The sequence below is a fragment of the Hydrosulfovibrio ferrireducens genome, assembly GCF_046883345.1.
Classification (GTDB): Bacteria; Desulfobacterota; Desulfobulbia; order Desulfobulbales; family Desulfurivibrionaceae; genus Thiovibrio; species Thiovibrio ferrireducens.
Map to the genome: position 1 here is coordinate 140,267 of NZ_JALKCW010000016.1, position 13,793 is coordinate 154,059.

The following is a 13,793-nucleotide window of genomic DNA, read 5'->3' on the forward strand; positions in this document are numbered from 1 at the left end:
CCTTGCCGTGACCCCTTCAACCCGAGGAGTACCGCATGGCCGACACCTGCAAGGTCTTGATCACCGGCGCCACCGGCTACATCGGCCGGCGCCTGAAGGACAGGCTGCTCAAACGCCCGGATCTGGCGCTCCGGCTGCTGGTGCGCAACCGCCACAAGGTGCGGCCCGAGGTACTCGCCAGGGTTGAGGTGGTGGAGGGCGACACCTTCAGCCCCGAGGCATTGCGCGAGGCCCTCTCCGGCATCGAGGTCGCCTTCTACCTCATCCACTCCATGGGCTCGGGCCAGGATTTCGCGGAGCGCGACCGGCAAAGCGCCGTCAACTTCCGCGACGCCTGCATCGCAGCCGGGGTGAAGCGGCTCGTCTACCTGGGAGGGTTGGGAGTCAAGGAAAGCGCCAGCCGCCACCTCCTGAGCCGGATCGAGACCGGGGAACTCCTCAGCGCCCGCCCGGAAAGGCTGCAAACCCTCTGGTTTCGGGCCGGAATCATCATCGGCGCGGGCAGCGCCAGTTTCGAGATCATCTACAACCTGCTCCAGAAGCTGCCCCTCATGGTAACCCCGAAATGGGTCACCACCCGCACCCAGCCGGTGGCGGTGGACGACGTGCTCGCCTATCTGGAGGCGGCCATCGCCGTAGAGGTCCAGGGCGATCTGGTGGTGGACATCGGCGGCGAAGCCATGAGCTTTCGGGAGATGATGCTCCGGGCCGCTAAGGTCATGGGGCTGCGCCGCTTGCTCCTGCCGGTGCCGGTGCTGAGCCCGCGCCTCTCCTCCTTCTGGCTGATCCTCTTTACCCCCATCCCCTACCGCATGGCCGCCGCCCTGGTGGAGGGGCTCAAATCAGAAACCCTCATCCAAAACGACCATGCCCAACGCCATTTCCCCGGGATAACGCCCCGCAGCTATGAAAGCGCGGTGCAGGCCGCCATTGGTGAGCTGGAGCAGGATCTGGTCATCAGCCGCTGGTGCGACAGCTCCACGGAGCCGTTCTGCGACATCCTGCACCAGGACAACCCCGGCGCCCCCATCCTGCGGGACCGGCGGGAGATTCCATTACACGGGCTGGACCCGGCCCTGGTCTACGCGGCAGTCAAGGGGATCGGCGGCGCCGAAGGCTGGGGCGCCTACAACCTGCTCTGGCAGATCCGGGGTTTTTTGGACAAGCTGAGCGGCGGCTATGGCCTGAACCGCGGCAGGAGGCAGCAGAAGGATTTGCGGATGGGGGATGCCCTTGATTTCTGGAAGGTGGCCGACCTCAAGAAAAACAAACGGGTTCTGCTTGTGGCCCAGATGAAGGTGCCGGGCAAGGCCTGGCTTGAGTTCGACATCCAGAACGACCAGATGGTGCAGACCGCCCATTTTCATCCGCGCGGGTTGCTGGGCAGAGTGTACTGGTACGCGGTCCTGCCCTTTCACGAACTGGTGTTCAGGAATCTTGCCGAAAAAATCGTGGCGCAAGCCGCACAGGCGAGCGCCGCCCCCCGAGGCTGAACACGCGGCCCGGACTATTTTCCGGCCAGCTTCTCGACCACGGCCTTGTACTTCTCGTGGATCATTTTCCGGTCGAACGCCCAGAATTCGTCAAGCATCGCCTGGTCCTCGGCTTCGGAGAAATACGCCCGGGAGGCGGGGAAAAACACCGTATCCTCTTTTGCGATATGCCTGGGATAAAAATCCACCAGGGTGTGCAAACACCTGACAATCTCTTCCAGGGCAGCGGAGTCCCCGTTTCGATAGCGGGTGTTTGCCTCGACCAACGCCTTGGTTGTAATCCTGCCGAACACATGATCTTCAATCAGTTCGTCCATGACCCGTTGGTCCGGTTCTGACAGCCCCTTTGTCTTCAAGGCCAGAAACAGGATATCCTCTTCCTTCCCGTGGTGGGTGCGGTCGGCATAGGTTTGGACAAAATCAACCGCAGTGTCAACAAACACGGGGTCGATTTTCTTGGTTTTTCTTGCCTCTGCCAGGGCATCCTGAATTATGGCGAGCATCCGTTCAATGAGCCGGTGCTCTATCATGAGCGGTCCGCGTGCTTGCATGTGCTGTTCTCCTTTTTATTCCCTGCCGAACAACGCAAGAAAAATAATTGATTTCGATATGTTGCGATACTCCAACCTGCTCCATCAAATCACTCCGCGAAAACCGTGCCCCGCCCTCTTCTCCTGCTCCTGTTTCCTCTCCGCAATCTTGGCGCACATATAATTGGCCATCGCTCCTGCCATTGCTGGGAGCAAAATCACTGGCTGGATCGGCACACTTAAAACCGTTATTCAACGAGTTTGACGGGGGAGACAAACCCGGCAGGCTTGAGCGCAAGCACGGAACACTGCACCTGTTCCAGAATGGCTTCGGCGGTATTGCCGATAAGCAACCCGGGAATGCCTGTCCGCGCAACCGTCCCCATGACAACCAGGTCCGCCTGTACTTCCCCGGCCAGGGCGGTTATGACCTTGCGCGCTTGCCCTTTGCGGAGGTGGAAGCGAGGGGCAAGATAGTCATACGCTTCCGAGCCGATCCGATTTCGCAGCCACTCCCCTAGCTGGTACAACCCGCTCTCATGCTGCAAACGTTCATTTTCGACATAGGTGGCGGCAGCGGCGGGGTCCCCGCCCCATACGCTCATTTTGCCTTCGGCAAAAGCCTCCCAGGCATGCGCCAGATGCAAGACGGCAAAATCGGACAGCGCAAGCGAAGCGGACAAACCAATAATCTGCTCATTGAGGGCCAGTTCCTCGCCTCCGGCCATCAGCGGGTCAAAATCGACCGCCGCGAGAATACTGCTGTAATTAGATTTCTCCTGGGACTTCATCAGCCACACCGGAGCGGGACATTTGCGCAACAGATGCATATCATCGCTGCCGAACAGCCTCGCCAGGAAATCGGGATTTTCCGCGGGCTTGATTACCAGGTCATACCCGTGGCGCAGCACGGCGCGGATAATTTCGAGAAAAGCCTTGCCAGTGAACACCTTGCGCGCAATGTTGATTCGTTGCCCATGGGGATCGATCAGCGACTCCAACCTTTGCCTCTGTTCACTCTCCAGTGTCGCCTGCAGCCCGGTGGAATCCGGCACGCCATCTGCGGTCCCTTTACTCCCCGGGATACGGGGTACAACGGCAATGACCGTCAGTTCGGCCTGATTGTTTTCCGCCAGCGTCACCGCCCGCGCCAAGGCGGAGGCCTGGTCCACGCCCTCTTCTGATACATAGAGAATGTTTTTGAATCGTTTCATAAGGCGGCCCCCGTATTGGTTTTCAAACTCGATTCGGCATGGGGGAACAGGCGGTCCGCCGCTTCCCGTGCCGCGTCGGCATAAGGGACAAAGACCAGGTCGACTCCCTCCCGCTCAAACTGTTGGGCCTCCTGGCGGCTGGCGGCGGAGAGCGCCACCTTGCCGGGGTAGCCCTGCTGGTGAAGCCCGTGGAGCAGCATCCGGTTGATGACGCGATCCCGCATGGTGCTCACGACCCAACGCACCTGCTCCAGCGGCAGCGAAGCAATAAATTCCGGATCCTCGGCGTCACCATAATGGACTGCGTAGCCATCGCGGAGATGGCGCCGCACCACCTCCGGATCAAAATCCACGGCGAGCAAACGGCAGCCCCGTTGGCGCAGATTGTCCGCCACCGCAGCGCCGTAGCGCCCCAGGCCGAAGAGGAGAACATCCATGTTCCGGTCATCCCCGGCCGACCCATCCAGCTCCCGGTGCGCCACCTTGCGCTCGAACACGCCAAGATAGGGGGCGAGCCGCTCATACAGGGAATGCGAGGAGATGATCATATAGGTGGAAGCGCTGATGGTAATCAATCCCACCAAGGTAATGAGCCCCACTGTCTCCCGGTCGAGATGACCCAGGCTGAGACCCAGCGCGGCAAGGATCAGCGAGAATTCACTGATCTGGGCCACCGTGAGCCCGGCCAGAAAGCCGGTGCGCTTGCGATACCCCATGTAGCCCATGATAGCCATGACAATAAGCGGGTTGCCCACCAGCACGAAAAACGAAAACAGTATGGCCGGGCCCGCCTGTGCGCCAAGGGTACTTATATCCAAACTGGAACCCAACTCGATAAAGAAAAAAAGCAACAGGAAGTCGCGCAGACTGACCAGGCGCGCGGCCACCTGCTCACGATAGGGTGTGGACGCGACGGAAACACCTGCCAGGAAGGCCCCCACCTCCTTGCTGAAGCCCAGGGTGTCGCCGGCTGTGGCGCCCAGCACCGCCCAGGCAATGGCGAACAACATCAACAGCTCGGGCGAGTGGGCGAGACGATGGAGCAACCCGGTCAAAACGTAGCGGATCAACAAGGCCACAACAAGCAGCATCGCGATCCCTTTGGCCAAAACCAGCAATGCTTCCAAGCCGAGATGCATCTCACCGGCGGGCTGGCCAAAAGCGGTGAGCCCAATCATGACCAGCACCACCACAATATCCTGGACAATGAGAAAGCCCACCGCAATCCGCCCATGCAGCGAATCCACCTCCCGTTTGTCCGAGAGGAGCTTCACGATGATGATGGTGCTGGAAAAAGTGAGCGCGACAGCCACATAGATGGCCATGACATGCGGCATGCCCAGCGCCAGGGCGATCAGATACCCGATGAGCGAGGTGAAGACAACCTGCCCCAGACCGGAAGCCAGCGCAACCGGCCCCACGGTACGGATGATGTGCAAGTCGAGCTTCAACCCGACCACGAACAGCAGCAGGGCAATGCCCAAACGGGCAAACAGCTCGATTTCGCTGCTGTGCGTCACCCATCCGAAAACCGAGGGGCCGAGCAGTATGCCCACCACGATGAAGGCAACGATCAGCGGTTGGCGCAGGAATTGAGCAATGCCCCCGCTGACGACCGCCAGGCCCAGGATCAGGCCCATCTGTACAAAAACATTTTCAACCATTCGTTATCTCACGGTTTCTGAAACTCCCCCATTTCCCATGCGCGTATCGCCTTATCCATGGGTGGTGCTTCCCACCTGGTAGGATTCTATGCAATGGGAGATGGAAAGTCAAAAAAAACAGCCACGCGCCCCTAACAACCAGCAACTGCATGGGATGCGTATTCTCCTGCTGTTTTTCCTCTGTTCCGTGGAGTAACAGGATGTTTTTTCTTTGCAAAAAGAGATTGCAGGGATAAGATTACCGGCAGCCGACAGCGCATGAGACCGGCACAGTACCTCCGCAGCCAAAACCAGACCGACACAAGACCTTGCCGCCAAACATGAACGAAAACCTCTGTGCTTCCGAAACATCCCAGCAGCCGCGCTGCTCTCGGGTTGAAATCGAAACCCTGAGCAAAACCATAGGCAACAACCGTCAACTGTTGGACGTTCTCAATGCCTTCCCCGGCTTTGTCCTGGTTCTCAATCATACCCGGCAAATCATTTTTGCCAACCAGGCTTTTCTGCATTTTCTTGGCGCCGCATCCCTTGCCGAGGTGCTGGGGAAAAAACCGGGGGACGCCTTGGCCTGCGAGCATGCAATGCAGAGTATTCTGGGCTGCGGCACCACCGTCTTCTGTTCCACCTGCGGCGCAGCCAAAGCCACTCCCCCGCTTCTCCTGCACCAGCCGGAAAACGGTGATGCCCAGGAATGCCGGATCAGGCAGGAGGGCAGCGGCAAGTCCTTCGACTTCCGGGTGCAGACCGCGCCTTTTCCCGGCGGAAACGACAATCTCTACCTCTTCTTTCTCTCCGATATCTCCCATGAAAAAAGAAGGCGGGCCCTGGAGCGCATCTTCTTCCACGATGTGGCCAATATTGCCACCGGCATGGTGGGCATGAGCCGGACCCTCTGCCAGAAAGAACTGGATGAAGAAAAGAAGAGGCAGTTTCAGGATGTTCTGCACCGCTATGCGCATCGGCTGGCCGATGAGGTCGAGGCGCAGTCCGCCCTGGCCGCGGCGGAGAACAACGATCTGCACCTGCAGGGCAAACCCTGCGCAAGCCTTGCCCTGCTTGAGGAGGTGGTTGCCTTTTACAACAATATCGACAACGGCCGGACCAGCAGGGTGGAAATCAGCGCCGATGCCGTGGCAACGGAGTTTTTCACCGACCCGCGGCTGCTGCACCGCATCCTGATCAACATGACCAAGAATGCCATCGAGGCCTCCCCCCCGGAGGGTGTGGTCCGCATCGGCTGCGAGCAGGCCGACAACAACCTGGACTTCTGGGTCCACAACCACGGCTGCATGCCCGAGGAAATACAATTGCAGATCTTCCAGCGCTCCTTCTCCACCAAGGGGGCAGGCCGGGGTTTGGGCACCTACAGCATCAAACTGCTGGGCGAGCGCTACCTGAAAGGAAAGGTCAGCTTCACCTCCTCGCCGGAAAACGGCACCACCTTCCGCTTCCGCTGCCCCCGCAACATCGAGGCAGCCTCTCCCTGAGACTGGCCGTCCCTGGTTACTCCCTGCCTCCACCAAGCCGTGCCGGACAATTCGGCAGGGAGAGGGATTGACACCCTGCCCACAAAAATGCGATGCTTCTTGAAGCTGTTTGCACCAATACTGGAAGGGCAAAGGGGAAAGCCATTGCGTGCTTACCCGCAGCCTACAGCGCACCAATAACCGAGGAGAAAAAAATGCAAATACTGAAGGAATTCAAAGAGTTTGCCATGCGCGGCAACGTGGTGGACATGGCGGTCGGCATCATCATCGGCAGCGCCTTTGGCAAGATCGTCAGCTCTCTGGTTCAGGACGTTATCATGCCGCCCATCGGGTTGATCATGGGCAATGTCGATTTTTCCAATCTGGTCGTCACCCTCAAGGAGAAAACCGAGACCGCCGAGGCGATCACCCTCAAATACGGCGTGTTCATCAACACCATCCTGGATTTCGCCATCGTGGCCTTCGCCATCTTCATGCTCATCAAGCAGATCAATCGCCTGAAGAAAAAAGAGGAAGCACCTGCCCCTGAACCCGCAACCAAGGAATGCCCCCAATGCTGCTCCATCATTCCGATCAAGGCACTGCGTTGCCCGCACTGCACCTCGGAGCTTCAGGCGGCATAAAGGGGGAATGAAAATTTGGGAAATGGAGAGGAGAGTTTTCCTGCCGACTTAGCGCAAACATCCGCGGCTTGTCAGTAGAATGTTTTGGTCGGAATTACGTATCCTGCCCCCTGAATTCCCCCACTTGTTAGGCCCCTCCTTGGGGTATGAACCAAGGACACGCGTCACAAATCGCTCTTGTCGCGATTACAAGGGATGCAAAGCATCTGGCAGTTTTCCGCTACGGTTTTGCCCCCCTTGGACCACGGGGTGATGTGGTCACCATTCATTTCCCCGAGCTCAAAGACACTATGACCGTCGTCGTTTCCCGGTGTTTTGCATTTGGTCCCGTTGGCACACATGCCGTTTTGGGCCTCGTAGGCGGCACGTTTCATGTTGTCGTCGAACTGCCGGATGCTCAGGTGCCGTTCCTCGCCGGTGAGTACATAAGTGTAGATGCCCTTTTTCTTGCTCACATCTGGATCGCGCATTAATGCGGCGATTCGTTTCTCTAGCGCGGCCGGGTCGTACGGCTCATCCTTGAACTCGTCGTAGAGCGGCCCCCACGCGACACCTTTCATCTCTTTGCGGTAGGTCGTGAATGTTAGCTGTGCCCACTCAATGACGTTCCGGAAGTAGGTCCAAAGCTCGTTGGCAGTGGGGTCGTGTTGATGGTCAGACATGTAGTGCTCGATCTTGCCGCCGGACTTCCACTTGAGAGCCGTCTCCAGAAGCTCCTGACGGATTGGGGAGCCGGGGACGTACTTGCTGGCCAGACCGTAGGCCGCGCCGTTGGACTTGCTGAAAATCGACTTGGCGTGAGTCAGCCAGGGGCCGGTATAGACGGCATTGCGCAGCTCCTGATCGTAAAGCTTCTCTCCAGCTATGTTGATTGTTCGGAACCAGTCGAGCTTCTCAGTGTCGTTGCCCTCACAGACGTAAACCATCAGGTCGTAGTCGAGGATAACCTCCTTCTGCTGCTGTGTGAGATTGTGGAAGGCCATCGGGTGACCATCGATCATGATCGAGAAATCGCCAACAACATACTGACAGAAAGAGATCGTCCGTTGCTGGCCATCTAAGACCTCGTAGGTGCCGTCCTCGTTAAGTGCCCAGTAAATGACGTTGAGCGGGAATCCCCTACGGATCGTATCCAGAACTGCTCCCCGTTTGTTCTCATCATAGACAAACTCTCGCTGGTACTTGGGCCTGATGTTGAGCTTGCCTTTGTAACCCAATACACCCTGCTCGTCGTTGTCAACGAAGTCTTCGGCAACGTCGCGGACGGTTACCTTCTTTAGCGCGATCTTCACGATTTGTCTCCGATATGCTTAATAACAACACGCTGGTAAACGCCTCGATGCTTCCCACTGCCGAGAGGGACAAAAAACTTTCCGGTCCCGCCAACAACCCGGCCAGCGGCGCTGGCGTAGTTCTCTTTTGCCGCATACCGCGACATGGGCTCAGCCAGCTCGATGCTTTGACCGATGATTTCAAATTGCTCAGGACTGTACTTATCCAGAAATGTGATGGGGACACCCATTTCACCATCGTAGTCCATCGGGATCTCCGAAACCTTAGAAACCTCAATTGCTGGGTAATTCGTATAAGTCGGGTACTCTTCGGGGGAGTAACGCTTATACAAGGTCAAGGGCTCGTGGCGCCTGCTGTGATCGATATTTGTGAACCAGTAGGCTCGCCCCATGCTGAAGTATTTCACGCCGTTGACAATCTTCTTGCGCGATTCTGTCTTTATCTCGTAGTCATCGGGCACTCGGAACCACTTAGTGCCGCCGTTGTTATAGCCAAACCAAAGTTTGTTGGCCTGGATTTCTCGAAAGATCTCCCGATAAGTTACGAAATTTTGATCGCCAAGCACGAGGAACTGTTTATCGTGCTCAAGGAGCATTGGGATGAAGGACCGAATTAGACTCCATGGTGGGTTTGTTACGACTATGTCAGCCTCGTCCAGTAGAGCGACACACTCCGGGCTGCGGAAGTCGCCATCACCTCCCAGTGGAGTGACCGCGTTTGAGTCGTGGCGCAGGAGGTGCTCGACGTCGAGCAGGTCAATTGCGCCATCAGCATTGAGGTCTGGGACTTCTGTGATCTCGACCTTGTAAACATCACGCACGGGTCGAACGGCTCGCAGCCCCTCGACATCGAAGAGAGGCAGTTGCTTGCCTGTGATCGGCGAACCTGCATAGCTGGTGGAAATGAGCTTCTTCAGGCCGAGGTGACCGAAGTTCATGGCGAAGTACTTGAAGAAGTTGCTCTCGAACGGGTCGTCGCAATTGCATAGCACGACCTTGTTTTTGAATTGAGCCCGGTAGTGCCGCAGTTCATCTTCGATATCAGTAAGCTGAGTGTAGAACTCATCTGCCGAGTTCCGATTTCGCGCGCTAAGCGCCTCGTTAAGTGCCATTCGTGATGCGTCCTTCCTCGTCCGCAGTTAAATCAAGGCTATCGATGGGGCCGACAATTCGTGGCCAGAATTGAATTATTAGCAAAACTTTACTGCAACGCAGTCCCCCTTCTCGTTTCGTCCGTGCGTGTATCGGGATTCATCGGACCATATGCGCACGGAAGTCACAAAGGCCTAACGTAAAAGTAAGGGGCTGCGCGCTTTTGCGCAGGCCCTCTTGACTGCAAGGTTAGGCGTTTGCCGCCAAATAAATTTGCCGTGCAACTTCTGCCGCTCCTTTACTCCAATGTGCTGCGACTCGATTAGCTAGGCTTGGACTGTAGGAGTAAATCTCATCTCGCGACACATCACACCAAATCGGTAGCACTACATTGGATTGCTCCACGATTTCTCGGGTAAAGATCGAGTTAAACTCGGTCTTTGTCCAGCCACTATTTGCCAGGAAGTTCCTGGATAGCACGAGGACGCACTTCTTGCATTCCTGTAACCCCTTTTCGATGCTCTCGCGAAGATTGTCTCCGATCTTCAGTGAATATTCGTCATACCAAACCGTACAACCCGGAAATCTACCCAGTTCCTCGACAAGTGGTTTCGCCACAGTGTCTTTGTCGCGGCTATCGTACGAGATAAAAGCCAGTGGCTTTTCAATCTGTACATGCTGGGCAGCCCAATTGCGACCGCAGTATTCGAGTAGGTGGCCTTTCTGCTTGGCTACTTGAAGCAGTTGTTCAAGTTCGCTGCTTGACAGCACGTTGTCCGAGTAGATGTAGATACGTCCACAGAATCTTAGGTCTGCAGCTTTAATGGGGGTTATTTCTGGAAACCCGCTAGCAATATGGAAGCCCCCAGCTACTCCGAGAACTAACGAAACTGTGTTATCTGTTACCAAATCTAGGCAGCGCTGCAACGGGTCTGGAACGGGCTCGAGGTAGCAAGCCAAATAGATGGATCCAGATACAAAGTCGAGATACATCTGCACCGGGATTTTCAAACCGCCTCGGGTGGTGATCTCGGTTGTCTGGGTCACTTTTATCCCATGATTTTTGTTCGTGAGAAAGTAGTCCCGAAGCGTAGCCATGGTTGCGAGCCCTAACAATAATATTATCGAGCTAGCTCGAGTTGTTTTTTTCGGCTCGATTTTTAGCCCTTGAATTGATTTCTTTGGGCAATTTCCGAGCATTATTTCTCTTAAATAGCCACATATCCACCTCCTAAAGGGGTGTTATCTAGCTAGCTACATAATTCCGGCTAAAATTAGCCGGGGGTGTTATATGTCTACCTGACACCATGGAGCAATTCAAGGATATTATCTCTGAATGGGCCTGAACAGAACGTAACGCATACTATTTTATTGTGCTATGATGCCCTTTGACCTGACCCGGATAAAACCCTGGCCGAACCACCTCACCTTCTCCCTCGCATGACCCGATAACCATGATCCCGGACTCCCAATTTTTCAGCACCTTCCTCAACCTGAACAACCTTGCCGAAACACGCACCGGCTGGCTCTTTCTCCCCGGCATGCGCTTTAAGGAGACTCAGGCATGGTGGAAGAACGGCCCTCGCCAAAGCCCGCACGAAGGGGTTGACCTGGTCTATCTTGCGGACAGTTCCGGCCAGCGGCAAGAGCTGCCGAAGCAGGGGTTGCTCCCGCCGCTCTGGAATGGGGAGGTGATTGCGGTGTTCGAGGATTTTTTGGGCAGCACCGTGGCGGTGCGACATCCGGTGATGGATGGGCAGGGGTGGAGACTTATCTCCCTCTATGGCCATGTTCACCCCCTGGTGGAGTGCGGAGCGCAGGTCTCTGCGAAAGAACCCCTGGCCGAGGTGGCTTGCGGCACGACGCGGGGTGCATCGGCCCCGCCGGATCATCTCCACCTTTCCCTTGGCTGGCTCGCGCCGGGCTGGCGGGCGGCGGAGATAAACTGGCCCGGTCTGTGGAGCAACCCCGGCATCCGGCTTATCGATCCGCTGCCTTGGATTCAGCCCAAGCCCTGATCGGCTGAAGGCTGCAACTGCGCGGCAGTGTAGCGAAAAACCACGGTCCGGAAAAAATCGATCATCGCCTGCCTGCGCCCAGCCACCCGTTGCTGTTCCGGGATCAGACCGCAGGACATCATGCGGTTGATGGACATCTTGTATTCCACATGGCAAACATGGCGGTTGTCCAGATACCAGGCATAGGTGAGGCCGAAGAGCAACCCCGGCGGAGTAAAGCCTTCATCGCCGTTTACCAACCGGGTATAGAGGCATGGGGCATTGGCAGCCTGCCGCATCCGCACCAGCTCCAGAAACCGGGCCAGCTCCGTTGGGCTGAAGAAAGAACGCAGCTCCTCCTCCGGCCGCAGAACCAACCGGAACTCATAGCCCAGGGGCAAGCCGTCACGCTCCACGGGCAGCCTGCGTTTTTCCTCGGCGTAATTGCCCAGCAGGGACTGGCCCAGGGCGATCAGCAATCCCACCTCGAACTTGTCCGGCTCAGGAAAGACATCCTTGCGAATCTTGATCAGCCGGTCCACAGGGTCATAGAAGGAAAGGATGGTATCCCATTCCAGGGTTCGCGCCCACTCCTCCCGATCCAGCAGCACAACCCCGGCGACCCCGTCCAGATGGGTAAGGGGGATATCCCCGTGGCGCCAGAAGATTTCAGCCAGCGCAGGATGCAGCTCTTCTCCAATAGCCAGGGTGCGCAACCGTTCGCGGATCGCAGCAAAACGCTGGCTGGCCGTCTGGGCCAGGGGATCGAGCAGAACCTCCGTTCCACCGCCCTTGCCGGAAAGCCGGCATCCTTGCGCCTCGCCGAGGGAATCACGAATCGCCCACATCACCCGTACCGCCGCGGCCAGGGAGGCGGGATCGTGCTGGATCACCCCGCGCTGTTCGATATCGGCCTGGGCATAGAGCCGGGCCTCGATGGGGGCAAAGCCCATGGCCCGGACCTTGTCGCGGTCGAGATAGATGGGCACCTTGTTTTCCAGGGCATAACTCTGGAGGATGGAGCCGGGGATATCGCGCAAGCCAAGGACCAGAATCTGGGCAAAAAGATCCCGCACCCCGCCGGGGATGTTGCGGTGATAGGCGGCAAGCAGGTCGGAGACATGGAACCGCTGCGGGTGGTCGCCATTGCCGTTGCCGTGGGCCATATCGGTTTCCCCGGCCTGGGCCCAGAGGTTGGCCACGAGCATCTTGAGCGCCCCTTGGTTGTCGCGGATCGCCTGGGCGATGCCCGGCACTTGCAAGATCGGCACGATGCTGGTGAACAGGCTGCCCGGAGCAAAGAGGATGATATCGGCCTCAGCAATGGCACCCAGCACCTGGGGCGGGGCCTGGGGCGGCGCGGCAAACTCCACGAAAACCCGGTCCACGGGATAGCCGCGCCGGGCCGTGCCTGACTTGTGTTCCCCGCTCACCAAGACCCCGTTGCCGTACAGCACTTTGAGCCGGGCCGGGGTGGTGGTGCAGGGCAAGACCGCCTCGGGATTGGCGCCGATGAGTCCGGCCAGCCGCGAGATTCCGGCCATCTCCTCCTGTTCGCTTAAAATAGCGGCGGCGAGCAGGAGATTGCCGAGGCAATGGGGGTGGGAGAGCTGCCTTCGCAGTTGCGGCTCGCGGAAGATCGCCTCGATCAGGCTGGCCAAACCGTGCCCCATACCCTCGGGCAGCGCAGCCAGATTGACCTCGGCATCGCCCAGCAGGGCATGGGGCGAGGAAGGCGGGGTTTCGAAGCGGTGGTTAAAGAGTTGGTGCAGCGCCGCGCTTACCCGCAGCGCCTCCCGGCCCATGAGGCCATACTGCTCGTGCAGCTTCTCCTGCCGGATGGAGGAGAGCAGGACATGGCGGATATCGCCCAGAGCGATGAGGGGCAGCTCCTTGAGCAACTCGCCGCTGGAGCCGCCGTCGTCGGTGACGCAAACCACGGCCTGGGTTTGCGGAAAAACCTCCTTGAGGCCCTGAAAGGGATCGTTGGGCCACAGGGGATTGCGGCTATCGCCGCCGATGAGATTGGAAAGCCCGGTGCCGCCCCCGAACACAACCACCCGCGCATCCTTGGTTTCCGTACCATTTAAGGCCATGGTCAGACACGCCAACTCCGTGGCCATGGACGCAGGCGCTGGCGGCACCCCGGAAAGCGCCAAGCCGATGAGCTTCTCGGCCAGATCGCCCTCGGGCAGCAGATCGAGCAGGGTGAAGCGCGCATCGCCCAGGCGGGAAATCAGCTCGTTGGCGGATAAGGGGAAAGGCTCAAGGTTCAAGGTAAAAGGCTCAAGGTTGAAAGGCTAAAGGTTAAAGGCAAGGCTAAAGGCTAAAGGCTAAAGGCTAAAGGATAAGGACAAATCCTGACGAATATTTTGTTTTGACCTTTCACCTTTCACCTTTA

11 protein-coding genes are annotated in these 13,793 nt (G+C 57.7%); 4 read left to right on the forward strand and 7 right to left on the reverse strand.

The annotated features are described in order from the left end of the window. Nucleotides 1-35 precede the first annotated feature (35 nt). Nucleotides 36-1,493 carry an SDR family oxidoreductase gene (locus MWR57_RS08185; RefSeq protein ID WP_423124314.1) on the forward strand — a complete coding sequence of 486 codons (1,458 nt, stop codon included), beginning with the start codon at nucleotides 36-38 and terminating at the stop codon, nucleotides 1,491-1,493. 14 nt (nucleotides 1,494-1,507) lie between these two features. Here MWR57_RS08185 and MWR57_RS08190 read toward each other — a convergent pair whose 3' ends face one another. From MWR57_RS08190 to MWR57_RS08200, 3 genes are all read right to left on the reverse strand, one after another. Further along, the gene (locus MWR57_RS08190; protein WP_423124315.1) at nucleotides 1,508-2,044 is read right to left on the reverse strand and encodes a hemerythrin domain-containing protein; all 537 of its coding nucleotides are present in this window, start codon (nucleotides 2,042-2,044) and stop codon (nucleotides 1,508-1,510) included. Nucleotides 2,045-2,271: 227 nt separating this feature from the next. Continuing rightward, on the reverse strand, nucleotides 2,272-3,237 hold the full coding sequence (locus MWR57_RS08195) for a universal stress protein (protein ID WP_423124316.1): 966 nt from the start codon (nucleotides 3,235-3,237) through the stop codon (nucleotides 2,272-2,274). Further along, nucleotides 3,234-4,901, reverse strand: coding sequence for a cation:proton antiporter (locus MWR57_RS08200; RefSeq protein WP_423124317.1), 1,668 nt, complete (start codon nucleotides 4,899-4,901; stop codon nucleotides 3,234-3,236). Before MWR57_RS08200 ends, MWR57_RS08195 begins: the two co-directional genes overlap by 4 nt. Nucleotides 4,902-5,221: 320 nt before the next feature. Here MWR57_RS08200 and MWR57_RS08205 point away from each other — a divergent pair, with 320 nt between their 5' ends. Continuing rightward, nucleotides 5,222-6,388, forward strand: a complete 1,167-nt coding sequence (locus MWR57_RS08205; protein WP_423124318.1) for a PAS domain-containing sensor histidine kinase — start codon at nucleotides 5,222-5,224, stop codon at nucleotides 6,386-6,388. A 200-nt stretch (nucleotides 6,389-6,588) separates the two neighbouring features. Beyond that, complete coding sequence (mscL, locus tag MWR57_RS08210; RefSeq protein ID WP_479723959.1) at nucleotides 6,589-7,011, forward strand: large-conductance mechanosensitive channel protein MscL; 423 nt, start codon at nucleotides 6,589-6,591, stop codon at nucleotides 7,009-7,011. A 164-nt stretch (nucleotides 7,012-7,175) separates the two neighbouring features. Here mscL and MWR57_RS08215 read toward each other — a convergent pair whose 3' ends face one another. From MWR57_RS08215 to MWR57_RS08225, 3 genes are all read right to left on the reverse strand, one after another. Further along, nucleotides 7,176-8,303 (reverse strand): HNH endonuclease family protein, encoded by a 1,128-nt coding sequence (locus tag MWR57_RS08215; protein WP_423124320.1) that lies wholly within the window; start codon nucleotides 8,301-8,303, stop codon nucleotides 7,176-7,178. Next, nucleotides 8,300-9,415: an adenine-specific methyltransferase EcoRI family protein gene (locus MWR57_RS08220; protein ID WP_423124321.1), complete on the reverse strand. Its 1,116-nt coding sequence runs from the start codon at nucleotides 9,413-9,415 to the stop codon at nucleotides 8,300-8,302. The genes MWR57_RS08215 and MWR57_RS08220 overlap by 4 nt, the downstream gene beginning before the upstream one ends. 229 nt (nucleotides 9,416-9,644) lie before the next feature. Next, on the reverse strand, nucleotides 9,645-10,442 hold the full coding sequence (locus MWR57_RS08225) for a toll/interleukin-1 receptor domain-containing protein (RefSeq protein WP_423124322.1): 798 nt from the start codon (nucleotides 10,440-10,442) through the stop codon (nucleotides 9,645-9,647). A gap of 407 nt (nucleotides 10,443-10,849) precedes the next feature. Here MWR57_RS08225 and MWR57_RS08230 point away from each other — a divergent pair, with 407 nt between their 5' ends. Beyond that, nucleotides 10,850-11,413, forward strand: a complete 564-nt coding sequence (locus tag MWR57_RS08230; RefSeq protein ID WP_423124323.1) for a hypothetical protein — start codon at nucleotides 10,850-10,852, stop codon at nucleotides 11,411-11,413. Here the strand turns inward: MWR57_RS08230 and MWR57_RS08235 are convergent. After that, nucleotides 11,398-13,668, reverse strand: a complete 2,271-nt coding sequence (locus MWR57_RS08235; protein ID WP_423124324.1) for a gluconeogenesis factor YvcK family protein — start codon at nucleotides 13,666-13,668, stop codon at nucleotides 11,398-11,400. The genes MWR57_RS08230 and MWR57_RS08235 overlap by 16 nt on opposite strands. Between the last annotated feature and the right edge of the window lie 125 nt (nucleotides 13,669-13,793).

Coding starts and splice junctions, on each gene's coding strand:
- MWR57_RS08195 (WP_423124316.1), bottom strand. CDS start 3,237: ATGAAACGATTCAAAAACATTCTCTATGTATCAGAAGAGGGCGTGGAC.
- MWR57_RS08230 (WP_423124323.1), top strand. CDS start 10,850: ATGATCCCGGACTCCCAATTTTTCAGCACCTTCCTCAACCTGAACAAC.
- MWR57_RS08200 (WP_423124317.1), bottom strand. CDS start 4,901: ATGGTTGAAAATGTTTTTGTACAGATGGGCCTGATCCTGGGCCTGGCG.
- MWR57_RS08185 (WP_423124314.1), top strand. CDS start 36: ATGGCCGACACCTGCAAGGTCTTGATCACCGGCGCCACCGGCTACATC.
- MWR57_RS08220 (WP_423124321.1), bottom strand. CDS start 9,415: ATGGCACTTAACGAGGCGCTTAGCGCGCGAAATCGGAACTCGGCAGAT.
- MWR57_RS08205 (WP_423124318.1), top strand. CDS start 5,222: ATGAACGAAAACCTCTGTGCTTCCGAAACATCCCAGCAGCCGCGCTGC.
- MWR57_RS08190 (WP_423124315.1), bottom strand. CDS start 2,044: ATGCAAGCACGCGGACCGCTCATGATAGAGCACCGGCTCATTGAACGG.